Annotated in this window: 18 protein-coding genes and 1 pseudogene; 13 read left to right on the top strand and 6 right to left on the bottom strand. The window is 66.8% G+C overall.

Annotated features, from left to right (window positions below; translation table 11 throughout):
* Positions 1 to 173 precede the first annotated feature (173 nt).
* Positions 174 to 395, bottom strand: a complete 222-nt coding sequence (locus QQM39_RS09960; protein WP_164904851.1) for a hypothetical protein — start codon at positions 393 to 395, stop codon at positions 174 to 176.
* Here QQM39_RS09960 and QQM39_RS09955 point away from each other — a divergent pair.
* From QQM39_RS09955 to QQM39_RS09935, 5 genes are all read left to right on the top strand, one after another.
* A complete protein-coding gene (locus QQM39_RS09955; RefSeq protein ID WP_301996331.1) occupies positions 337 to 1,866 on the top strand; it encodes an RNA polymerase sigma factor in 1,530 nt (509 codons plus the stop codon). The two genes, QQM39_RS09960 and QQM39_RS09955, sit on opposite strands and share 59 nt — an antisense overlap.
* 119 nt (positions 1,867 to 1,985) lie before the next feature.
* On the top strand, positions 1,986 to 2,879 hold the full coding sequence (locus QQM39_RS09950) for a tyrosine-type recombinase/integrase (RefSeq protein ID WP_301996330.1): 894 nt from the start codon (positions 1,986 to 1,988) through the stop codon (positions 2,877 to 2,879).
* Entirely contained in the window at positions 2,879 to 3,172 is a 294-nt protein-coding gene (locus tag QQM39_RS09945; RefSeq protein WP_301996329.1) for a hypothetical protein, read from the top strand. The genes QQM39_RS09950 and QQM39_RS09945 overlap by 1 nt, the downstream gene beginning before the upstream one ends.
* A 129-nt stretch (positions 3,173 to 3,301) precedes the next feature.
* Positions 3,302 to 3,589 carry a hypothetical protein gene (locus QQM39_RS09940; RefSeq protein ID WP_301996328.1) on the top strand — a complete coding sequence of 96 codons (288 nt, stop codon included), beginning with the start codon at positions 3,302 to 3,304 and terminating at the stop codon, positions 3,587 to 3,589.
* Between the two features lie 377 nt (positions 3,590 to 3,966).
* The gene (locus QQM39_RS09935; protein WP_301996327.1) at positions 3,967 to 4,299 is read left to right on the top strand and encodes a hypothetical protein; all 333 of its coding nucleotides are present in this window, start codon (positions 3,967 to 3,969) and stop codon (positions 4,297 to 4,299) included.
* A 2-nt stretch (positions 4,300 to 4,301) separates the two neighbouring features.
* Here the strand turns inward: QQM39_RS09935 and QQM39_RS09930 are convergent, their stop codons facing one another.
* The gene (locus QQM39_RS09930; RefSeq protein WP_301996326.1) at positions 4,302 to 4,733 is read right to left on the bottom strand and encodes a hypothetical protein; all 432 of its coding nucleotides are present in this window, start codon (positions 4,731 to 4,733) and stop codon (positions 4,302 to 4,304) included.
* 4 nt (positions 4,734 to 4,737) lie between these two features.
* Between QQM39_RS09930 and QQM39_RS09925 the strand changes: the two genes are divergently transcribed.
* Together QQM39_RS09925 and QQM39_RS09920 are read left to right on the top strand one after the other, a co-directional pair.
* Positions 4,738 to 5,667 carry a bifunctional DNA primase/polymerase gene (locus tag QQM39_RS09925; RefSeq protein WP_301996325.1) on the top strand — a complete coding sequence of 310 codons (930 nt, stop codon included), beginning with the start codon at positions 4,738 to 4,740 and terminating at the stop codon, positions 5,665 to 5,667.
* Between the two features lie 2 nt (positions 5,668 to 5,669).
* On the top strand, positions 5,670 to 7,106 hold the full coding sequence (locus tag QQM39_RS09920) for a phage/plasmid primase, P4 family (RefSeq protein ID WP_301996324.1): 1,437 nt from the start codon (positions 5,670 to 5,672) through the stop codon (positions 7,104 to 7,106).
* Between the two features lie 1,556 nt (positions 7,107 to 8,662).
* Here QQM39_RS09920 and QQM39_RS09915 read toward each other — a convergent pair.
* A pseudogene (locus tag QQM39_RS09915) lies at positions 8,663 to 9,314 on the bottom strand (ISL3 family transposase); the annotation flags it as partial.
* A 294-nt stretch (positions 9,315 to 9,608) separates the two neighbouring features.
* On the opposite strand from QQM39_RS09915, the gene QQM39_RS09910 reads away from it, so the two are divergent.
* A complete protein-coding gene (locus QQM39_RS09910) occupies positions 9,609 to 9,743 on the top strand; it encodes a hypothetical protein (RefSeq protein WP_301996323.1) in 135 nt (44 codons plus the stop codon).
* A 647-nt stretch (positions 9,744 to 10,390) separates the two neighbouring features.
* Here QQM39_RS09910 and QQM39_RS09905 read toward each other — a convergent pair.
* From QQM39_RS09905 to QQM39_RS09895, 3 genes are read right to left on the bottom strand one after another with little or no spacing between them, the layout of a single operon-like run.
* Entirely contained in the window at positions 10,391 to 10,918 is a 528-nt protein-coding gene (locus tag QQM39_RS09905; protein ID WP_301996322.1) for a hypothetical protein, read from the bottom strand.
* A gap of 19 nt (positions 10,919 to 10,937) precedes the next feature.
* Positions 10,938 to 12,227 carry a NucA/NucB deoxyribonuclease domain-containing protein gene (locus tag QQM39_RS09900; RefSeq protein WP_301996321.1) on the bottom strand — a complete coding sequence of 430 codons (1,290 nt, stop codon included), beginning with the start codon at positions 12,225 to 12,227 and terminating at the stop codon, positions 10,938 to 10,940.
* Between the two features lie 55 nt (positions 12,228 to 12,282).
* A complete protein-coding gene (locus tag QQM39_RS09895; protein ID WP_301996320.1) occupies positions 12,283 to 13,590 on the bottom strand; it encodes a hypothetical protein in 1,308 nt (435 codons plus the stop codon).
* A 918-nt stretch (positions 13,591 to 14,508) separates the two neighbouring features.
* On the opposite strand from QQM39_RS09895, the gene QQM39_RS09890 reads away from it, so the two are divergent.
* The 5 genes from QQM39_RS09890 (at position 14,509) to QQM39_RS09870 (ending at position 23,036) form a co-directional block, all read left to right on the top strand.
* Positions 14,509 to 15,102 carry an endonuclease domain-containing protein gene (locus QQM39_RS09890; protein ID WP_301996319.1) on the top strand — a complete coding sequence of 198 codons (594 nt, stop codon included), beginning with the start codon at positions 14,509 to 14,511 and terminating at the stop codon, positions 15,100 to 15,102.
* Between the two features lie 1,157 nt (positions 15,103 to 16,259).
* Complete coding sequence (locus QQM39_RS09885) at positions 16,260 to 16,643, top strand: hypothetical protein (protein WP_301996318.1); 384 nt, start codon at positions 16,260 to 16,262, stop codon at positions 16,641 to 16,643.
* 481 nt (positions 16,644 to 17,124) lie between these two features.
* On the top strand, positions 17,125 to 18,024 hold the full coding sequence (locus QQM39_RS09880) for a DnaB-like helicase C-terminal domain-containing protein (protein ID WP_301996317.1): 900 nt from the start codon (positions 17,125 to 17,127) through the stop codon (positions 18,022 to 18,024).
* Between the two features lie 820 nt (positions 18,025 to 18,844).
* Positions 18,845 to 19,531, top strand: a complete 687-nt coding sequence (locus QQM39_RS09875) for a DUF6009 family protein (protein WP_301996316.1) — start codon at positions 18,845 to 18,847, stop codon at positions 19,529 to 19,531.
* Between the two features lie 361 nt (positions 19,532 to 19,892).
* The gene (locus QQM39_RS09870; RefSeq protein WP_301996315.1) at positions 19,893 to 23,036 is read left to right on the top strand and encodes a DEAD/DEAH box helicase; all 3,144 of its coding nucleotides are present in this window, start codon (positions 19,893 to 19,895) and stop codon (positions 23,034 to 23,036) included.
* Positions 23,037 to 23,076: the final 40 nt, after the last annotated feature.

Raw genomic sequence — 23,076 nt, 5'->3', positions numbered from 1 at the left:
AGTACGGATCCTGCGGGTCCGACGGTGCAATGGGGCGACGGAATCGCCGTACAGTGCATCATCGAAGCTATGGGCGACCGCTTCTGTTGTCATCTGCCCGCTTTTGATCGGTTACGGGATGTGACTCGGGCCACGCAGATTGGGCGTAACACTCGGGGAAACAACGCGATGACCTAAGAGGTGACAGCCGAGGAGGGAATACGGACGCCGCTCAAGGCGCTGTGCATCTTCCCGGCCCCCGCCCGCACCGTCGGCCCAATCCCCAGGTCGGTGGTCGGCTCCTGTCCGCCGTGGACGGGGCCGGAAGCCGTTTTCCAACGTTCCGAGAGGTTGTTCGTGTCGGCCAGCACATCCCGTACGCTCCCGCCGGAGATCGCCGAGTCCGTCTCTGTCATGGCTCTCATTGAGCGGGGAAAGGCTGAGGGGCAGATCGCCGGCGACGATGTGCGTCGGGCCTTCGAAGCTGACCAGATCCCGGCCACTCAGTGGAAGAACGTACTGCGCAGCCTCAACCAGATCCTCGAGGAAGAGGGTGTGACGCTGATGGTCAGTGCCGCGGAGCCCAAGCGCACCCGAAAGAGCGTCGCAGCGAAGAGTCCGGCCAAGCGCACCGCCACCAAGACGGTCGCGGCGAAGACGGTGACCGCCAAGAAGGCCACCGCCACCGCCACGCCGGCGGCGCCCGCCGCCGACTCCGCCGTCGAGGACGAGGCCCCCGCGAAGAAGGCCGCTGCCAAGAAGACGACCGCCAAGAAGGCGGCCGCGAAGAAGACCGTCGCCAAGAAGACGGCGGCCAAGAAGACCACCGCCAAGAAGGACGACGCCGAGCTGATCGAGGACGAGGTCCTCGAGGACACCAAGCCCGGCGACGAGCCCGAGGGTGCCGAGAGCGCCGGTTTCGTCCTCTCCGACGAGGACGAGGACGACGCGCCCGCGCAGCAGGTCGCCGCGGCCGGCGCCACCGCCGACCCGGTCAAGGACTACCTGAAGCAGATCGGCAAGGTCCCCCTGCTCAATGCCGAGCAGGAGGTCGAGCTCGCCAAGCGCATCGAGGCCGGTCTCTTCGCCGAGGACAAGCTGGCCAACGCCGACAAGCTCGCCCCCAAGCTCAAGCGTGAGCTGGAGATCATCGCCGAGGACGGCCGCCGCGCCAAGAACCACCTCCTGGAGGCCAACCTCCGTCTGGTGGTCTCCCTGGCCAAGCGGTACACCGGCCGCGGCATGCTCTTCCTGGACCTCATCCAGGAGGGCAACCTCGGTCTGATCCGCGCGGTCGAGAAGTTCGACTACACCAAGGGCTACAAGTTCTCCACGTACGCCACCTGGTGGATCCGTCAGGCGATCACCCGCGCCATGGCCGATCAGGCCCGCACCATCCGTATCCCGGTGCACATGGTCGAGGTCATCAACAAGCTCGCGCGCGTCCAGCGCCAGATGCTCCAGGACCTGGGCCGCGAGCCCACCCCGGAGGAGCTGGCCAAGGAACTCGACATGACCCCCGAGAAGGTCATCGAGGTCCAGAAGTACGGCCGCGAGCCCATCTCCCTGCACACGCCGCTGGGCGAGGACGGCGACAGCGAGTTCGGTGACCTCATCGAGGACTCCGAGGCTGTCGTCCCGGCCGACGCGGTCAGCTTCACGCTGCTGCAGGAGCAGCTGCACTCGGTCCTCGACACCCTGTCCGAGCGCGAGGCGGGCGTCGTCTCCATGCGCTTCGGTCTCACCGACGGTCAGCCAAAGACCCTCGACGAGATCGGCAAGGTGTACGGCGTCACGCGCGAGCGCATCCGCCAGATCGAGTCCAAGACGATGTCGAAGCTGCGCCACCCGTCGCGGTCCCAGGTGCTGCGCGACTACCTCGACTGAGCCCAGCCCCTACAGAACGCCCCTGACCTGCGGATTCGCGGGCCAGGGGCGTTTTTCATGGCAAGCGCAGCGCTCCTAGCCCAGATATCACACGCCGCGGTCTGGCATATGCTTCAGGCATGGACCAATCAGACATGCGTGCCCTTCTGGGCTCCTGGGTGCTTCATCTCGCCGCCGAACGGAAGTCCGCCCAGACCCTGAAAACGTACGGCGACGGCGTCCGTTCCTTCCTGCGTTGGACGGCGTTGACCGGTATTCCCCCGGCCCTGGACCGGCCCACGGTGAATGCCTTCACGGCGCACCTGATCGACAGTGGAGCGCAGGCGTCCACCGCCCGCTCACGGCAGCTGGCGGTCCGCCGGTTCTCGGCCTGGCTGGCCGACGAGGGGGAGATCAGCGACGATCAGCTCGTCAACCTGCGCCCGCCGAAGCTGGACGTGAAGGTCGTCGAATCCCTGGATGATGACCAGCTGAAGACGCTGATAAAGGCGTGCAAGGGGAACGATCTCCGCGACCGCCGCGACGAGGCGATTATCCGGCTCATGATCGAGACCGGAGCCCGCGCCGGAGAGGTCGTGTCAATGGCGCTGGACGACGTCAACCTCAGAGAGGGCGGCGCGGTGATCCGAAAGGGCAAGGGCGGAAAAGGCCGGACTGTGCCGTTCGGTGCCCAGACCGGGCGGGCCATCGACCGGTATCTGCGCATACGCAAGGCACACCGGTTGGCGTCCACGCCGGACCTCTGGCTCGGAGACCGTGGCAAGGGCTTCAGCTACGACGGCCTGTACGCCGCCCTGAAGGGCCGTGCCGAGCTGGCCGGCATCGATGGCTTCCACCCCCACCTGATGCGGCACACGGCGGCGTGCAGGTGGCTGGCGGCCGGTGGCAGCGAGGGCGGGCTGATGGCCGTTGCGGGGTGGACGCGCAGGGACATGCTGGACCGCTACACGCGGGCGTCATCGGAGCGACGGGCTGCGGAGGAAGCCCGCAGGCTGGGACTGGGGGACCTGTAATGCAGTACTTCGCCCCCATCAGCGGCACGCCGCCTGACAGCCCGTTTTCGCCGCCGCTTGCGGTCGCCGTGCCACTTCGCTGCACGGTGTGCCACCGCATCGTGGCCTACGTGCTGTCGAACGGCGCTCTTCAGCTGAGCGGTAGCCATGACAACTGCGGCGTCTTCGACACCAGGGTCTTCGAGGCCGCCAAGGGGCGGGTGGCGCCGAAGTATCGCGCGTACAGGAGAACGCGTGTGAAGCAGACCGCAGTCCTGATCACACCTAGCGCAGCGCATGACGTACACTTGTGAGTCCGGCGTCTGTAAGGGGCACCGAGGAACCGTCTGTCGATCGAGCTGCACGCGGCAGTGACTTGAACCGGCGGCCCAAGCGGGCCGGTCGACGGGCCGGGAAGAACCCTTCGAAGGGCTTCCCTAGCTATGCCCCTTACGCCTGAACAGCGCCGTCTTCGCGCCCAGATCGCAGCCCACGAGATGTGGGCCAGCTGCGAAGACCCCATCGCGCACACCTTGCCCGCCCGTACGGCTTCCCTCGCCAGGTTCGAGCGCGATGTGGACCCGGAGGGCACCCTGCCCCCCGAGGAGCGCGCACGCCGCGCCGAGCACGCCCGTAAGGCCCACTTCCGCCGGCTCGCCCTCAAGTCCTCTCAGGCTCGCGCCGCGAAGGCCCGCGCCAGCCGCAACGGGGGTGGCCACGGTGTCGCATAACAGCCGCGACCTCCGGGGCGCGAATACCGGGGGGCCACAAGAGCTACGACGTCAGTTTGGCCATGTTCGACGGAGACCGGGCCCTGGTCATCCAGCCGGCCATTCCCGACTCCGCCCCCGACACGCTCAAGAACGGGCTTGCTGTCCGCCGCGCTGCCAACCTGCACGGGAAGTGCCCTGACTGCGAGGCACGCCCCCAGATGCCCAACCGCCAGCAGCGCCGAGCCTTGACCCGGGCAGGGATGGTAATCCCGGCGCTGTTCCTCCACGAGGACGAGTGCGGGTGCCTCACTGACGACGAGGGCGGTGCCGCATGAGTCCTGCATGGGGTACTCCGACCCCGAGACCGTCGAGATCAAGTGGGAGGGCTGAGCCCCATGGGCACGATTCTGGACATCATCAAGTCCCTCCGGCGACGGGAAGCCGCCGTACGCGCGCTCGCCGGGGCACATCTCCCTGGCGGCAAGCCTCTGGTGCGCGTCCGCTGCGGTAAGTGCGGTGCGCGGGTCGCAACGGTCGAAGAAAACGCGGATGGGGAGATCGTCACCTACTGGGCAGCACGCGACCGTAGGTTTCCTGGCGTCGTCCCTCGACTTCTCGACTGCCCCGAAGACGGGGACCTGCCTCTCGACGAAGCAGCAGTGAGGGCGAAGCTGCGGGCGGCCCGCAGGACGGGGAGGGTCCAGACGCTCAAGCTGTTCAGACCCTGAGCTTATGGCCTAAGCTGGTCGGCAAGCCTGACCGGGTGCTCCGGCTCCCCGGTCACATCAGCGCAAGAGGGCACTTGCGACACGACTCCGATATCGGAGGTGTTGTCGTGGTGCCCTCTCCTTCTGCGCCCGACCCTCAGGCTCTCAAGCGCCAGCTCGGTGGCTACGTCCGGCGCGGCAATCATGCCGCCGCCGCGGAGACTCGTCGCGAACTCGAAGCCGCGAAGCTCGAACAGCACATCCGCCGCGCGGTCGCTGCCGCGCCGCCGCTCACCGATGCGCAGCGGTCGAAGCTCGCCGTGCTGCTGCTCGCGGTCCCGCAGCCCGTGGACGGCGGTGATGGCGATGCCGCCTAACAGCACCGGAGCCGCGACCCCCGGCAAGGGCAGCGGCTCCGAACAGATCAACAACCAGGCGGCGGCATCGATCACCACCAGTATGCCCCTAGTCGCCGCCGTCGCCTATGCCCAGCGTGGCTGGCGGGTGATCCCGGCACCGTACGGCAGCAAGTACCCCACGATGAAGGGGTGGCCGAACGAGGCCACCCACGACGACTGGAACAAGATCGTCTCGTGGTTCCCCGCCGGACCCCAGACCAACGTGTGCATCGTGACGGGCGAGGCGTCCAACCTCTGGGTCCTGGACGTCGATGACGGCCCCGGCAAGATCGGCAGTGCCACCCTGGCGGCCCTCGAAGCCAAGATCGGACAGTTCCCCGCCACCTACACCGTGAAGACCCGTACCGGCGGGCTCCACTTCTACTGGACGTGGGACGGCGTGGACTTCGACCTCCGCAACTCCGCCGGGAAGCTCGGGCCGGACCTCGACACCCGTGGCAACGGTGGCCAGGTGGTGGCCCCTCCGTCCTGGGCGGCGGCCGACGACTCCGGGCCTGCGGGCTTCTACGAGGTATGCGCCGACGACGCCCCCGTGGCGGCGCCGGCCAAGCTCGTCGACATGCTCCGGCCGAAGGTGTACGTGCCGACGCCGAAGACCGCCGCTGACTCGTGGATGGATGACTGCCCGTTCAGTCAGCCCTGCACCGGCAACTACGAGCAGCACGACACCCCGGGTGGCACCACCGCCTACGCCCTCGCGGCGCTCGCGTCGGAGTGTGACGGCATCATCTCCGCACTGAACGGAACCCAGAACGACACCATCAACAAGGCCGCGTTCAGCATCGCCGGACTCTTCAAGGGCGGACAACTCGGCTCCGACGAGGAATGGGTAAAGGCCCAGCTCCTCGAAGCATGCATCCAGGGAAATCACCCTGAATGGCGTGCGCGCCGCACCATCGAATCCGGATGGGAAAAGGCGACACCGAGGGCCGCAAAGCCCCGCCCGAACATGAACTACAGGAGGGTCTAACGGTGGCCAAGCACACGCGGAATGACTTCGGAAACGCGGAGCGCGTCATCGCCAAGTTCGGTGACCGTATCCGCTTCGTCCGGGACGAAAAGGAGGGGCGCTTCACCGTCTACGACGACCGGAAGTGGGAAATGTTCGGCGCGGACACCACCGTACGCGGATTCATCTGGGAAACTCTCCGCTACATGGTGGAAGATGAAGCCGGGGAATACGACGACACCCCTGCCGCAAAGGGACTGTCCGAGCGGGAAACGTTCGAGAAGTGGGCTAATGGACAGCAGTCCTCCGGTGCCATCAACGGATGCTTCCGTGCCCTCCAGGCCCACCCGTCAGTCGTGGTGTGGCCCGGCGAATTCGACCGTGACCGGTTCCTCGTGAACTTCGCCAACGGCACCATGGACACCAACACTATGGAGTTCGCGGACCACGACGCCGGGGACTCTCAGACTCGGATGCTCCCCGTGAACTACAACCCCGAGGCAACGTGTCCTCGGTGGGATTCCTTCCTTGAGGAGAACGTCCCCGACCAGGCCACCCGTGAGTACCTTCAGAAGGTCGTCGGCTACACCCTCACCGGGCGCTCCAGCGAGAAAATCATGATGTGGCTGTACGGCCCGGCGAACACCGGCAAGTCCATCGTCGTGAACACCCTCGCCAAGATGTTCGGGCAGGATTATGGCGTCACCGCCAACGATGGGGCACTCCGGCCGAAGAAGGGCGCTGGCGGCCCTTCCAACGAGCTGCACTCTATGAAGGGCAAGCGGTACGTGTCCGCTTCCGAGACGGGCCACGGACAGGAACTGGACGAAGCCCTCGTGAAGCGGCTCACTGGCGGCGACACGCAGAACAGCCGGGCGAACTACGGCTTCGAGACGAACTGGAACCCCGAGTGCGTCATCTGGGTCGCCTCCAACCAGTTCCCGCAGCCGCGCGGCGACGACGACGCGATCTGGGGTCGTTTCCGGCCTGTCGAGTTCGGCGTGACGTACGGCCCCGACAACCCCCGGCGTGACCCGCGGCTCGCGGAGAAGATGGAGGACGAGCTGGAGGGCATCGCCGCGTGGGCCGTGGAGGGTCTGCGGCAGTACCTCGCCGAGGGCATCACCACGCTGCCCCACACGATGACGATGGCCGCCAACCGGTTCCGCTCCGAAGCCGACTCGGTCCGACAGTTCATGGACGACGCCGTGGAGCTGGGCAAGGTCACCATCGGCCTCGGCAAGCGGTGCAACAGGGTCGAGCTGTACAAGCTCTACCGCGGATGGGCCGTTGATAGTGGCCGCAAGCCTTACGCTAACCGCCGCTTCTACGAGCGACTGGTCGCGGTGCCAGGGATAGAAGGAGTGACGGAGAAGTCCAACGGCGTCCAGTACGTCACCGGGGCGGACCTGGCGTCTACCTCGTGGCACGGCACGCCCGGATGGAGCGGTACGCGCTGAGGGACGCGCCGGCACCGACAGGGACGGTTCTACGGACGCCGTCCCTGTCGCCGTCCCTGCCGCTGACCTGCGAAGACGGGGTGTTAGGGGTGGAAGGGACGGCTTTTCTGAACCTTACACATGAGGAAGTAAGAGGAGATACGGGAGCCAACAATAGTGGAATTCCGTCCCTTCCGTCCCTGCCCTGTGGCGTGTTGGTACTGGATTGTGCATCGGGAAGGGGCCAACCATCCGTGCTCGACTCGGTCCGATGATTGGGCCGCTGCTTGCACCTTTGCTTCCCGAACTGCTTCTCACACTCCGCACCCTCAGTTTCCCGAGTCACCCTCACCCATGCCGGCGTGCGTACTCAGTACACAGCCCACTTGTTGGTGTGAGTACCTTACCTCGCAGCGGCATCACCACCAACGAATAGGCCTACCACTAGCGCGATGATTATTAGCATACTGTAACAGTCATATCCTTGATACTCTTCCCCATGCCCTAATTCCTTGCGACTTTGCACCATGTTCGTTGAGCTTCGAGCTTCTCTCATTGCAATAAAGAACAGCTTCAACTTTCACACCTTGTGAATCGAATTGATTAGCATCGATCGAGACTCAACTCTTCGTTGTATGATTTCACGTCTTGCGTAAATGATGAAGGTCATTGCCTCTGCCTGGCTAGTGGCTTGAATCGCTCATGAAGTCTTAGCTACTTCGTCCATCGGTTCTAGCGCTTCTTGGTATGGATTAGCCACCGCCCTGATTCGCAGTTGCCAGACGCACTACGGATGAGGCTCCCGTTGAACTTCTAGATCGCCCCGGAAATGCAACATTAGATGATGAGGTCAGGTGCGGAGCTGGCCGGATATGAGACCGAACCGATGACGGATACGAGACCGCACTCGTCCTGTGGAAGGGTCTGGTGTGCAGCTGCCGGGTGATCGTGGTCCGCCAGCGATCTTGCAGGGCTGACCTGTCTCCGCATGATGACAAGCAACCGTGTCGAGCGGGTCGCCCGCCACCTGTCTCCCAAGACAAACATCTTCTCGACCCTGCCTTGGGCGGTCGCCCCCGACACCCGTACGCGAAGACCAACGTCTTCTCGGGTCGCAGAAGACCTAGCATCTTCTCGGCCCTGTGGCTGCGCGGGTAGGGGGGTGGGGCATCGACGTAGTCGCGTTGAGGCGGTCGACTTTTCCCCCGTCTCCCGCGTTTCTCCCCGTTGTGAAATTTCCGCGTGGTCTTCACGTTTGCGCAGGTTAGGGGCTTGTAGCGTGGCAACGGGTCTTGCGCACTAGAGGTGCGGAGTGTGCAGCGCCTTCTGGTTCTCTTCGACCTCGACAAACACTCGTGGCCTGGCTGGGAATAGCTCGTCAGCTGGGCCGCCTTGTTCGCCACTCGCCCCGGGCCAGGAGTAGCGCACGTCCTGGGCGGAGGAGGCGTACAGCAGGAAGTGCGCCGCGCGGGCTGCTGGCCGACAGCTGTGAGGATGTCGTACTCGTCGACCATGCCGATGCGGGGCCCGGCGCGTGGACAGGGCGGCGCCCCTCTGGATGGACTTCACACCGTGAGCGGGCGTCCAGCCAGGACCTTGAACACTGGCTTGGATCGATCCTCGACCATGTCCAGCAGCCGCGCCGGGCCCGGGCCGTCGCGCACCGGGGTCAAGTCGATGATCACGGTGACGTACTTGTCCCCGCGGCGGGTGTGGCGCCGTACGTGCTAGTCGACCCCGATCGCACGCACGTCGTCGAACCGGGTCGGCTCGTCGATCAGCACGCGCTTGCCCTCGGCCAGGACCGCGTCATTGGCCGTCGCCCAGGACACCGCCAGGCTCTCGGCGACCCTGCTGGACCACGATCCCTTCCAACACACAGCGCAGACCCCGGCGCGAGAGCTTGGCCCGCGGCTCGGCCGCCCTGTGCGTGTCCTGCCACCACACGTGCCCGCACCCGATGCACCGGTAGCGGCGGAACGTGACCAGCAACGTCGTCGGGCGCCGGCTCAGCGGCTCATGCGCAAGACGCCGTGTGACCGTTTCCCGTGGCACTCCTTCACAGCCGCAGCGGCGGCACCAGCCGTCGGTCTCGACGTCCACGACGCGGCAGTCAAGAACTGCCCGATCCGGCTCCACCCGCTGTGCGGTTACCTCCAAGCCGAGCTCATCGAGGCGACAGAACGTAGTCAGGTCAGGGCAGGCGAAGGTGGCCACCGCCGCGCACACCGCCCACGCCCTCAATTGCGAAGAGCCACTTCAGGAGCCGACGATGGATGACGACATTCAGCGACCGCGTGCTGGATGCGTCTCCGGGTGAGCTGGACCGGCATCGCCTCGCATTTTCGGGCTGCCCGGCAGAACCGGATGGAACTCATCTCACGTAGCACCGAGCGTCTGATGGCCCGCGTGGATGCGGCTGTCGGCACGGCCAACACGAAGGTGTCCCTCACCTCCGCGGCCCGCGTCCACCCATCGTCTCGCGTCCAATGACTGTCGACCGTGCTCGATCCCGAGCCGCCCGTGGAAGTCACAACGACGGCGATCGCGACAGGCAGCGAGACCCTCGACCGAGCCAGATCATCGGTGACGGGCAAGCTCTCCAGCGGGACTGCCGAGCGAGTGCTCCGTCGGCGCGGGGACGACGAGGAGGGCTGAGACGCTGGCACAAATGCGCCGGTGGCGGGCCGGTCGCTGCCGGAGGCCGACGCTCGCCGAAGATGCTCTGCGGCCGACATGGATGGGGGGAGAGTCGCTGTCGGAGCCTGGCCTCCCATCCGCTCACGCAAACGGCGCGGATGAGGAGCCCGAGGCGGAACAGAACGGCTACCTGGGTGGAGAAACGCCAGGTCAGTTGCATAATGCGTGATGCCCCCCGGCGGGCATCAGGCAGATGAGAACGGGGGCGGGCGATGGTCTCCGAGATCACGGATCACCGTGGAGTCCACTCTGTACCTGTGACACGGCGCGGCTGTTGGCCGCAGGTCCGAGTCCTGGGCAGGAGCCACAAAACATGGCTGGTCGTGCGCACGGCGCTGACCTGCGCATTTGCGCCACCGTGGCGGTTGAGGGGCGGGCGCGGCTGGTGCCGCTACCGCCGGGAGCGGTCCGCGCGGCTGCGGAACCCCCGCCCACGATGGACAAGTCGTCCGACACGGGCTGATGATCCCTCGATGGCTTCAGTTGTTAGTCAGGAAGACCTGAGCGGGGCCCATCGGGCCGGTCTCGGCGCTGGTGCTGATGGGGTGGCTGACTACCTGTGTGGGGCACCTTCGTGTGATCGACGGGCTATCGGCAGGCCCCCCTTACAGGTCTTCGTCGTCGATGGGTTCGGGTTCGCGGGTGTAGGCGAGGTCGAGGACGTAGCGTTCGGTGACGGGGCAGTTGTTCCAGGCTTCGGTGAGCTGGTCTTCGGGGGCGTCGTCGGTGAGCTGGTCGAGGGTGGTGTTGTAGTAGTCGCCTGCTGCTTGGCGGTGTTGCCACCAGGCGTGGCCTTCGTAGACGCCGGGGCGGGGCAGGGTGATCTCGTCGGCGGGTCCGCGGTCGAGTTGGCCGATGACCAGGATGCCTGTTTCGGATTCGAGGCTGACGTCGGTGTGGCCTTCGGCCTCGGTGGGCGGGGTGGGTGGTGTGTCCCAGATGCGGATCGTCATCTGGACTTTCATGTCCGGTTGCAGGCTGAGGAGGTACAGGTGGTAGCCGTTGCCGGCCACCACCTGTGTCTCTGCGGCGTCCATGGCTGCTTCGTCGCCGAGGTAGGCGTCCGCGTCGTAGACCTCCAGCACGCGGCGGCCGGGGGTGGCGGTGACGTTGTGTTCGGCGAGAAGCGCCATGGTCAGTGGTGTCTTCCTGCTAGTTGGTGATCTTCACGTAGAAGGGGTCGCCGTCCAGGATGCGGTTGAGGGTGTACATCTCGTTGAGGCGCTCTCCGCCCTTGCGGTTGTCCGGGCCGTCGATCAGCCGGACGGAGAAGCGGTTGTCGCCCTTGGTGGACCCTTCCTTGGTGGAGGCGAAGGGGTACTCGTCGCACTCCAGGCCGCTGCCGGCGTAGTCGCCCCAGACCTTCTTGCATTCCTTGATGGACTTCTTGCGATTGTCTTCGATCTTCTTCGGATCGACGACTCGGCGCAGGGGTTCCTTCGCTCCTGGGACGCTCTTTCCGGGCCAGGAGGGGAAGGTGCGCTCGGGGCGGTTCAGGGCGTCGTAGATGTGCACGGCGCTTTCGTTGACCGCGGGGTCCTTCTGGCTCATCACGAGTTCCACACGGGCCTTGGTGAAGACGGTGCCTTTGTGCTTGCCCGCGACCGGTCCGGCGTAGTCGTAGCGGACGCTGGAGTTGTAGACGTTGCTTCCCCCGGTGAAGGGGGCGGAGTTGGGGGAGCTGGCGCTCAGGTCCATCGCGACGGTCGAGAAGACGCGCTGCTGGTTGCCCTGGTCGAACAGGGCGCCCTTGTCCGGGGAGGTGTAGGTGAGGCTCCAGTGGGGATTGGTGTCCCACACGCCGAGTAGTTCGTCACGGTTCACGGTCTGCGGCGCGGTCATCTGAGGGTCTGGATCGCTGCTGGAGGCGTTGACGCTGTGGTGGAAGTGTTGGCCGATCCGCCACTTGGTGGCGTCCTCGGTGGGTATCGGCTGGACCCATATGTTCTCGATGCTGGCGACGTAGTCGACGCGCCGGCTGCCGTCGTAGGCGAAGCCGAGGACCCATTGGTCGAACTTGAGGCGGCCGAGCGTGGTGGTGCCCCTGACGTCTCGCAGGACCAGGTCGAAGGGGCGCTTCTGGCAGCTTTCGAAGCGGGACTTGAGCCAGCCGGTGGCGGTTTTGGCCTGCGCGGCGTGGTTGGCGCACTGCTGGCGCAGATCCTGTTGGTCGCCGGGGGCGGGGTCGGCCGCTGCCCGTGGAGCCGCGGACTTAGGTCCGTGGGATCGGGCGTAGTCGGCGTATGGGATGGGCTGGTCGAGGCCGCGCAGTTCGTCGGCGGGGAGAGAGGCGGCGTCGACGAACACCGTGGCCTCGGGGGCCGGGTCGTTCGTGGTCGCCGCGGCGTGGGTGGCTGCGGTGGTGGCCGCGGTGAGCAGTGTCAGGGCCGCGGTGGTGGCGGTGGCGCGGGCGAGACGTATGAGTGCGGTGCGTATGTTCACCAGTGGACTCCTTGCGGGCGTGCGGAAGCGGCGGGGTATCTGCGGCACGTGGTGATCACGAGGCATCGCAGAGGTCGCCCCAGCACGCCTCCAGCAGTGCGCCGGTGTGTGCGGAGTAGCGGGCGGTGAACCCGTCGAAGCGGCGGTCGGTGCGCTGCAGTCCGGGCGTGGAGCTGGAGGAGGTCACGGTCCAGGCGGAGTCGCCGCTGCTGTCGACCGCGTTCGGGTGAGCCTTCAGCGCGGAGGGTGAGGTGGGCGGCTCGACGGCGAGGGCGTCACTGGGGACGTCGAAGGCGGCTGCGGCCCGGGCCCGGATGTCGGCGACCGATACGTCCGCGTCGGCCGCGGCGTTTTCCGAAGTTCCGCCCGACGGCAGGGCGGCGGCGTTGCAGACCCGTACGGTGACCACGCACTCGGACAGGCCGGGCACCGTGGCCAGGCAGTTGTCGGGGTCGTTCTCCAGGCAGGCTTGCAAAGCCTGCTGGTCCACGCCGTTGAACGTGGCAGGCAGGCCCGCCGCGACGGCGTCCCGGGGGTGCGTCGGGGCAGCAGGCTCGGCGACCGCGGAGGCCGCGGCGGCGGCCTGCCGACGCGGCTTGCTCACTGTCCACTGGGTGAACTTGCTGCTGTCGGTCAGCTTGGTGGTGAAGCAGTTCGGCGGCTTGTGGCTCGTGCTGCACACGGGGAGCGTGACGGACTTGGCCACGTTGGGCGTCGCAACTTGCTGCCACACCTTGTTCCCGGTCATGAACTGCATACGGTTCGCGATCGAGGGGACATTGATGTACTTCGGTCCCATCACCTCGAGACCGACGTCGATACGGTTGGTGTTGCCGCCCAGCACCTTGAGCTGTTTGGTGGTGGAGCCGACCTTGTTGAAGTCGTAGAGCACGTCCCACTGGTTGCCGCTGTCCTGGCGGACGGTCATGTAGGTGTGATTGCGCTTGTCCGGCTTGGTCGGATTGACCCCCGCCTTGATGGCTGTCGTGCGACCACCGCTGGTGGTCAGCTCCGACCAGCGCGGCCCGTAGGTGTGAGTGGTCTTCCCCGTCTTCTCCGCGTACAGGCCGATCTCGATGTTGGGAGCCAGCGGACTGCTCGACGTGTTCGGGCTGACGCGCAGGTAGTTGGCCACCTGCACAGTCGTAGACCCGGTGTCGACCTGATCAAAAGTGATCGGTATGTTGCGCCAGGTGGCGAAACCGCCGATCATCGGCTCGCCCGGCTGGCTACACGTCATCGCCCAGAAGGTGATGCGGGCGTTGTAGAGGCCGGTACAGGCTTCCTTGGGCGCGGCGGCACTCGCCGATGGGGCGGTGCCGAGAACGGTGAGTGCGGTGACCCCGGCGCATGCCGAGGCCAAGAATCTCGCGCGTGAACGCGACAAGGTTCCCCCTAGGAACGATCAAGAATGGTCACAGGGGAACGTACAGTCACACCTTTCCCAACCTGTCCGTTAATAAGATGAGTTGACTCAATCTCGACGCGTGATTCGCGTCATGCAGTCACAGCAAACGCCCAGGACTCCGGACGGTTCCCGGTCTCCACGTGCTCCTTCTTGGCGATCCCTTCTCGGACCCCGGAGCGGTTGACCGCTCCGGCTTGTGCCTTGCTGAGCGCGGGTGGGGCGTCGGCCCTGCCTCCTGGGGGCGCAATCCGGGAAGGCGAGTGCACTGCGACGGCCTGCCGTGGCCGGGCGGGGGACTCAGAGCGCGGGAGCGAGGGAATCCGCCGGTTGGGGGTGGGCAGCTGGTGATTCATCCCGTCGTCCAGTTGAAGCGGTACGCCAATGTCGCTTGGCCGCAGATGCCAGTCCTGGGCAGGAGCCGCAATCAAGGGCTGGTCGTGCCGTACCCCTGTGACCTGCGGAGATTCGCTCGTCGTGACCATGTCGGCGTATCTGCCGAAGATGCGTGTCGGCTGATTCAGCGATCATGCATCTCCGAATCACTCTGCGGCGCGCAGGTCGGTGCCCTCGGCGGGGGACCCAACAGATGGGAACGGGGGTGACCAGCGGTTTTGCGGAGGGCGGGTCACTGTGGCGGCAACTTACAACTTGCCGTAGTGGGCTTGGCCACAGATTGGAGTCTCCGGCCGGCAGGATTCGAACGGGACCGAGATTGTGTAGGAATCCGGCCGACCCGCCGGGATCGCTCTGCTGCGTGGAGGCGGGGTTCCTGACTGTCGGTTGGCATGTCACCGTGGCGGTATGGAGGCCCGCTTAGAGGTTCGCCTCGTTGAGGGACGCGTAGTCACAGAGCCCGGGACAGTGCCAGTGGCGATGGTGTGGCTCCCGCTGGACGGGCAGGTTGTCGCCAAGCTCCCGGCTCGCAAGGGCAACCGCCGATGGCTGCACGAGACGTTGCGCGTCCGTTCCCCGGAGTTCGAGGGTGACCGATGGCTTTTGCCGCGCAGTTGTCTTACGCGGCTGGTGACGGCGGCGATTGACCGCTATGGGTTCGTCGTGCTCTGCCGGGATATGTCGAGACTGTCGCGCTGCACCAGGGCGTGTCTGGAGGCGACGGGTGCGGAATGCCAGTGCTCGTGCCTGGGGGTGCACCACGGACAGGATTCCGATGGCTGGTTCGAGCGTGTGGGGGACGCGATGGTGGCCGACCTCGGCGAGTACAAGCGCACCGCCGTCGGCTACGGCCCGAGAGGCAGTGCCGCAGACGCCGTGGTGTATGACTGCGAGCTGGAGGGCGAGCGCTACAGCGTGGATCGCGCCGGGCGCCGGGGCTGGTCGGCGGCTGCGCGGTTCATGTGCGCGGGCTGTTTGAGTGCGCGGGCGAGTGTGTGGGACCACTGCCACACACACGGGTTTGTGCGCGCGCCGCTGTGTAATCGCTGCAACACCCGGCACTGGGGCGGATGACATCCCCAGTACGGCCGGGCGGCGCCCAGCCGTAACCTCGACGACAGCTACTACCGCTGGTGCCCCGGGCACGCCGACGAGCGGAGACCGTGCAGCGCATAGCCGCCTGGAGCTGGATACGGCACGCCGCCGTGACTGCCTTGCGCGCCACGGAGGTTTCCGCCAGACGGAGCCTGTTGCAGCGCTCACGATGGCTCCGCCCCGCCTGCCGCAGGTCCTCTCGGCAGCGGTTCAGCCCAAGCCCTTCGTCATCATGGGGCAATGAGCGAGCCGTACCGGCGGTGGAGGGCGACGTGACCGCGTCGGGCGGTCCTCATGGCCTTCATCGAGTTGCTGGGTGCGCTCGCCGCACAGCACTCGCATGTCCTAGGAGCGGCGGCCGGCGCGGGCCGCAAAAGCCTCTACCCTGTTGCAGTATGTACGGGTATGAGCACTCTGCGTATCGAGTCCCTACGAATCGCCCCTTCCTGATGCGGGAGCTGCGTGACAAGCTGCCCGGTGTCGATGACCGGATGATCTATCTGCCCGACCCGGCTGATCCGACGGAGTACGAGGACATTGCCGACGCGTTGTGGGACGTCTTCGTGACGGCCCGGAACCTGGCTCCATTCCGCAGCGCGACCGGCTGCGGGCGGCATCCGCAAGGCCCCGTGGACACGGAGGCACCCGACGGGTGGGGCCACTGCCTCCTGTGCAACCGGCACCGTCGGGTCAGCCGACCACACGTCAAGGCGGCGAAGAACGGCAGGGGGACCCTATGGGCCGTGCCGGATCCTCCCCACGACCACGCTGCCCTCATGAACACCCGGTTGGACCTCAACCATGCGGTGCAGGATCTTGACTACCGCTCTCCTGATGAGGCGTTCTGGCGCGTCGCGGATCTGGTTCACTCGGCCTTCGTCATCGCCCGGGAACTCTCACGCCCCCGCAGTACCGGATGCCGGATCCACCCCGGTGCACCCATTGATCCGGCCGCCGCCGGCGGACCCCAGTGCATCTTCTGCCTTGCCTTGGAACGTCGTCGGCGGCAGGGGCCGCCCACCGTATCTGTCCGTCCCAGCCGACCGGTCCCGCGTATTCGTCCCAGGGTCCGTCGCTGCTGGGACACCCCGTCTCAGCCCGCATCCTGACCGGAAGGTACTGCGCACCGTATGCCCATGCCCAGCGAACACCTCGCCACAGCAGAAAACCTCGGTTCCCAGGCCCGCAGTTGGCTTGCCGACGGCCAGTTGGAACTCGCCCGCGCTTACCGGGACATGGCCGCGTTCCATCTCGATCTCGCCCGATCGCGGCACGCCATCATCGGCGACGTCCCGCCTCCCCCGCGCCCGGCCCAAGAACTGCCCGTGTGGTGTGGTCAGTGCGAAGGCCCCGACCTCGGCACGCGGTGGGTCGTCGTCACCGGACCCGACGGCTCCGACACGATGCGCCGCTGCGTGGACTGCAATCCTTACGCTGACAGCACCGAACTCCCGCGGCAGCCAGAGCACACGCCAGCATCTGAAGCGCACAACAGCCATGCGGCCGTTGACGGGCCCTGACAACCCCGCCTGTTCCAGAGTCGGACTACGGACGGACATGGTCATCGCGCAATTTCTCGTGACGGCGTCACCTTGGGAGTCTGCGACGCAGCGTTGATCCTGGCACCAAGTCCGCCTGCGCGGAAACGGCATGGCCCGCCCGCAATGACGGCCATCCCACCGGAGCGGCACGTCAGAGGACACGCGGCGCGGCGAACAGCGGACGCTGGCTGGAGCGTTCGCTATGCTCATGAGCGATGGCCGTCGTCGTGGTGTCGGCCCGGCGAGTCCCTGAGCGGTCCTGCGGACGGTAAGGGGCGTTGAGCCCCAGGTGCCCGCGCATCAACACCAGCACCCCCGAGCGGTCGACTCTGCGAGCGTCTGCGCGTGTGGGACCGCGGGCTCGCACGCGCGGAACGGAAGCATTGTGGTCCGTAACCACGCCCGTAAAGCCGATGCCCGCCGCCGTACGGCAGCCGGCGAAGGCAGCCACCGCCGCACCGTGACCCTCACCCCGGCCCGGCCCCGGGTCGCGACCGGCCTGTCCGACTTGGACGGCTTGCTCGATGGCGGGCTGCGTCCCGGCAGGCTCACGGTGATCGCCGCCCGCACGGCCATGGGCAAATCGATGCTGGCCCTCACCGTCGCCCGCCACTGCGCCCTGCGTGCGGGCCGCCCGGCCCTGGTCGCCTCGCTGGAGATGGCCAATGCCGGTCTCTTCGAACGGACTCTGGCCGCGGAGAGCGGCGTGCCGACGAGGAAGATCAGCAGTAGGCAACTGAGCCCAGAAGAGTTCGAACTACTGCGTGAGACTGCCCGGGAGCTGGACACCGCGGCCCTGCTGAGTTTCGGCGGCGACCGGAGCACGCCCGCAGTCGCCGACATCGAGCGGGAGTGTGCCCGGATGGTGGAGCGCCATGGGCGCCTGGATCTTGTCGTCGTGGACTACCTCGGCTTGATGGAGGGCACTCTGCAGCAGCGTGCCCTCCGGGACCGGCAGGGCGAGGTCGCTGCCGTGGTGGCCGCCCTCGATGACCTGGCGGATCGACTGCAGGCAGCCGTTGTGGTCGTGGAACAGCTCGACCGGGACCCCGAGTTCCGTGACGATCATCGGCCGCGGCTGAGTGACCTCTGGCACGGCGATGCCCTCCTCCGCCGCGCACAAGCAGTGATCCTGCTGTACCGGCAGGCTTACTACGACCCGCAGTATGGCACCGCCGTGTACTACGAGCAGTCCCCCGACCCGACGTTGTACCCCGCGGAGCTGTTCCCCAGGCACGGTCTGCCGGAGCCAGCTGTGCAGCGCGCCGAGTTGCACGTGCCGCACAACCGGCACGGTCGCACGGGCGTGGTCAGCGTCGGCGTGGAACTCGCCCGCGCCCGCTTCTTCGATCTGCGCTGAAGGGCTGGCGCCCGCGTGGCAGCGAACTGCACTCGCGTCAGGGCGCAGCCGTACGCGGCTCGGTGTCCGAAGAACCAGCGGGTGCAGAAGGGCCGCACGGGCGCCTACGCAAAGTCATGATTGGCTACAGTGTGCTACGTGAGTGAGGTTATTCGGGTGCCGGATTTCCCGGCTCAATTCGGCCAGCCGCGATTCTCCGTCGACCGGACGGGCTGGGTGACAGTCAAGGCATCCCCCCACTGGTGGCGTACGACGGCTCAGGGCGATGTGTGGGCGGACATCGCTGAGCAACTGGCTGCTGCCGGTGAAGACTGCATGGACCCGACGTTGTGCCACGTCATCGGCGCCACCACCAGGACACCATGCAAGTTCGACACAAGCCGGGAGCCCTGTCCGCATCACGGGGAGGGCAATGAGGCGAACCGCTGCGGTGCCCCGAAGGCCAAAGGCGGCCGATGCCGGTGGAACCTCGTGGTGCATGGCGAGTGCCCCAACCACCCGCAGACGTGGGAGCGGATCCTGGAGGAGCGCCGTAAGCAGGAGGAAGAAGAGCAGCAGAGGCGAGCGGACATAGCGGAGCGTAGGGCCGCCGAGCAAGCCCAACGGGAGCGCGGCGCCAGGGCGTTGCCGTGCTCGTATTGCGGCGCCGAGCCTGAGGCGCAGTGCACCCGGCCCGGCACCGACGTGCCCGCCCCCCGTCTCCATACCCCGCGGTTCAAGCTCCTGGATCACCGCCATGTCGCCGCCCTGACGGAATGCGCCAACTGCGGAGCGGAACCCGGGGCGCTGTGTCGCACCTCTTCCGGAAAGGACGCCGCCGATGCCCACGCAGCCCGCGTACGGGACGCAGCCGAATGAGACCCTGACGGTCCAGCAGTGCCTGGCGTACGAGGAAAGCATCGTCTGGACCGAGGACATCACCGATCTGGACTACATCCGCCAGTCCATCGAGTTCTTCGCTCCCACGAGACGAGGCCCGGTTGCCTGGAGGGGCACGGGCCGCAGAGTTGGTTACTCCGTACTCCGTGGCGATGCCCCCGGCGATGACGAGATGCCGGGCCGGTTCGTTCGCCGCGTCTTCTGGGTCAAGCACAATGACCGTTCGGAGCAGCCCCAGGGAGAGTGCGAGACTACGGCTCCCAGCGAGGCCGTTGATCCCCGGACCGTTGCTCCCGGGGTATGGGGTGATCTCACAGAGCGTGCCTGGGGTGCACCCCTTCCCGATGCCAGTCAACTTGATCGACCGGCCCATGGAGTTGCCGGTCTCAGCGGTGACACGGTCCCTGTCCAGGACCCGCCGCAGATCCGCCGCGAACTCGGCGAGCGCCGGCCTTGTGCCCGGCCCGAGGCGAAGGTCGAGTTCCCCCGCACGGTGGCATGTCCGACGTGCCGCTCGGCGGCGGGCCGGCCTTGCAGATCGCGGCTGGAGGAGAAGGTGCGCCGCTCTCATACAGCCCGCCAGGACCTCGCGATCTGGCAAGAGCAAGAGGCCAAGCGGCATGCTTGAGGCCGCTGCATGTGCAAGTGCTCTGGCGTGGGAGGCGGTCAGGCCCTTGTTTGCGTGTTCACTGCGAGTGCGTATGACAGAGCTGAACGGCCTGGCTGTTGACACCGCGGCGACCGCGGCCACCGCCCGGCTAGACGTGCTGCCCAAGCCCCGAAACAGCGCTGAATCCCACCCCAATTCGAAGATCGGAATTCACGAGGTGGGTCGAAGTGACGCGTGGCGCGACTCGCGAACGATCACTTACCGTAGTTGGTCGAATGCGCTGCGATGGTAAAGGTGGTTCGGTATGCCGGACGTGCACGGCCGTGACGTGGTTCCTCCCTCGGAAGGGAGGGCGTGAGAGCTGACCGTTGCCGACCTGATGGCTGAGCGTTGGAAGGCGACCCTTAGCGGCCTGCTGGAACGGTTCGAGCAGCCCGGCTGGACCTACGAGGAGGCGGTGAAGCTCCCGTGCCCTGCCTGCGAAGGCGAGATGCATGTGCTGCGCAAGCCGTACGAGTCCGCCGGGAAGACCTTCCGGTATGTAGCGGTGGTGTGTCCGGGGTGCCCACTCGTGTACACCCTGGCCGACCTGGGTCTGAAGAACGTCGAGCAGCTACGGAAGGCCACGCATGCCGTGCCATCCAAGGCATCTGTGACGGTCCCACCGTCCAGTCGTGCCGTGAAACTCGTCGCGAAGCCTGAACGGTGGGACCTTGCGCCGGTCGCTCCGGTTGACTGGGGAGTGCCGGCCCAGCGTGCGCGCAAGGAACGTGGCTGGCCGCCCGGTCTGCCCGAGCCATCGGGGCCGGAGACCCGGGCGTTGCGCTGGTTCAAGGTCTCCGACCCTTCCTGGACGCTCGATACCGTGTCCGAAGGCGTCGATATGCGCGTCATCCTGCCGGAGTCGGAGGAGTTCGCGGGTCTCCAGCGGCGCCTTGCCGAGGCGTCCATCGCCTGTCGCAGCGTGCCGTACTGGATCGAGCACGAGGAAGTCACCACTGTCGGCAATGACGGGCAGGCCACAGACCTGGTGGCTTACCCGCGGCTGTGCCAAGTGACCGGGGAAGCAGCGGCAGGCAGCGCCCCGGTTGGAGGCAGGGCCGCCTATGCGGCGCGTGACAGTTTCGAACGGATCTGGGATGCCCTGGCGCCCGTTGAGGAAGATCCGCCAGCGCCGCAACCTGTCGCCGAACTGGTGCCGGAATCCTGGGCTGCGCTGTTGCCGTATCCGACCTTCAATCCGGCCCAGATCGCGGCGGTGCCGGTCGTCTGCGAAAGCGATCAACATGTTGTGGTCGTCGCTCCCACCGGTGCCGGCAAGACGCCGATCGGGATGGTCGCCGCGCTACGGGCGTACTTCGAGGGCCGAAAGGCAGCCTGGCTGGTGCCGCAGCGGTCCCTCACGGACGAACTTGACCGCGATCTGGACTTCTGGCGCAGCCACGGACTCAGGGTCGTGCGCCTGTCCGGGGAGCATGCCACCGACCGGGTCATGATCCAGCAGGCTGACGTGTGGGTGACCACCACCGAAAAGTTCGAGGCGCTCTGCCGGGCTGCGAGTATGCGTGAGGCCCTGGCGGACGTGGGCTGTCTCGTGGTCGATGAAATCCACCTGCTTGGCGACCCGGTGCGCGGTCCGGTACTGGAGGCGCTGCTCGCGCGGGTGCGGGAGTCGGTGGCGGACGTGCGCATCGTGGGGCTGTCGGCCACCGTCTCCAATGCCGAGGACATCGCGCAATGGCTCAACGCTCAGTTGGTCCGTGTGTCGTGGCGGCCCACGCGCTTGGCGTGGCAGCTGCCGATGATCGCGACTTCTTCGGACCGTACTACCCAGCAACTGACGCGTACTCAGGCGGCGGTTCGTATCGCGTCGGCCTTCACCGCGGAGGGCGGCAGCGTGCTCGTCTTCTGCGGCAGTAAACGCAGTGTGCGGACCACCGCGCTGGCGATCTCCGAATCGCGGGGGGCGACCACGCGTGGAGTCGACCCGGACGACGCCGACCGCGTCCAGCAGGTGTGCCAGAAAGTCGGCGTGGGCCTGCACTACCGCGACTGGCCGTACAAACGCGAGGCCGTGACCGGGTTCCGACAGCGCGAACTGGACGTCGTGGTGGCCACCTCCACGCTGGCCGCCGGGGTGAATCTGCCCGCCCGGGCTGTTGTCGTCCGGGACACGCAAGTGGGCCTGGACGAGATCGAGGTGTCCATGGTGCAGCAGATGTTCGGCCGGGCCGGCCGCGTCGGTGCCGGAGAACGGGAGGGCTGGGCGTTCTTGATCACGGATGAAGCCGAACGGGCCATCTGGCAGGCCAAACTGGCTGCCGGGTACACCGTCGCCTCACAGATCCGCAGCAGTCTGCCCGACCATGTCCTCGCCGAGGTCGTCCAGGGGCGGATCTCGACGGTGGGGGAGGCCGAAGCCTGGTGGAAGCAGACGCTCGCCTACCACCAGGGGGATCACCGCATGGAACCCCTCCACGAAGCGCTGGACTTCCTCGTCGGCGCCGACTTTCTCACTTGCCTGTCCGTCGGACAGGACGGCGACCTCCAGGCCACCGAACTGGGACGCCTGACCACTCGTTTGATGGTCTCGACCCACCTGGCCGATCAGCTGCGCGTCGCCGCGCGGGGGGTCGCGCTGCCCAGCGGGCCGGACGAGGCCGAGGAGCTGCTGATCGACATCGTCAGCCTCACCCTCCCCGATCTCGCCCAGGCACCCGTCAGCGAACAGATCCGCGCCGCAACCGCACGGCTGCTCCAGTCCCATGGCCACACCGACCCCACCGTGCCGGGCGACACCTTCGTACGCGGCGGGCTGGCGGCCTCGCCAGGGCTCGCCCCGGGGGACTTCGCCCGCGCCGTCCTGCTCACCCTCGCCAACAGCCCGCGCCAATTCCGTAAAGGAACTCGTTACATCACGGGCATTCCCGTGGAGGCGATGTATCCGATCCTGGAGGAAGCCGAGCGGTACCTGTACTGGCTCGGCGCCCAGGGGGCGCTCGGGACGCTCCACCCATGGACCGTGATCGTGGCCGGCGACCTGGCGCGGCGGATCCGGTGGCGGCACTGTGCACCACGGCGGGGAGCTGGCCGGTTGCTGTGGATGCTTGAGCAGATGGCCACCGCCCCACAAGCGTCCACCCTGGTCCCGAGGATGTGGCGCGCTGCCACCGGCAAACAGATCACCGACCCCGACTGGCCCACCACAGCCCGCCCGAGCCACTGCCAACTCCCGGACACGGCCTACATGGCGCTTCTTCGGGACCGCGTCACCGGAAGCATCGTTGACATCGATGGTGACCACGCCACCTGGAGCGTGCCCGCCGGTCTGTCAAGAACCACGTGGACTGGCACGGCCTTCGACCAAGACGTCAGCGACGGCACCGAGCAAGCGACCGCGTTCCCCAAGGCCCTGGCCGACGACCCATCCGGAGAACAGCGCGGCTGTGCCGTCTTCAGCCGCCGAGGCGACGGCATCGCCACCGGCTGGCTCGCCCGCTACGCCAAAACCGCGACCATCTGAGGCATACAGCGCCGCGGAGTCGCACACAGCAGGAGAGTGC

Source organism: Streptomyces sp. DT2A-34 (genome assembly GCF_030499515.1).
Lineage (GTDB): Bacteria > Actinomycetota > Actinomycetes > Streptomycetales > Streptomycetaceae > Streptomyces.
The sequence above is the reverse complement of the archived record's forward strand: the minus strand, read 5'-3'. Positions and strand labels throughout refer to the sequence as shown.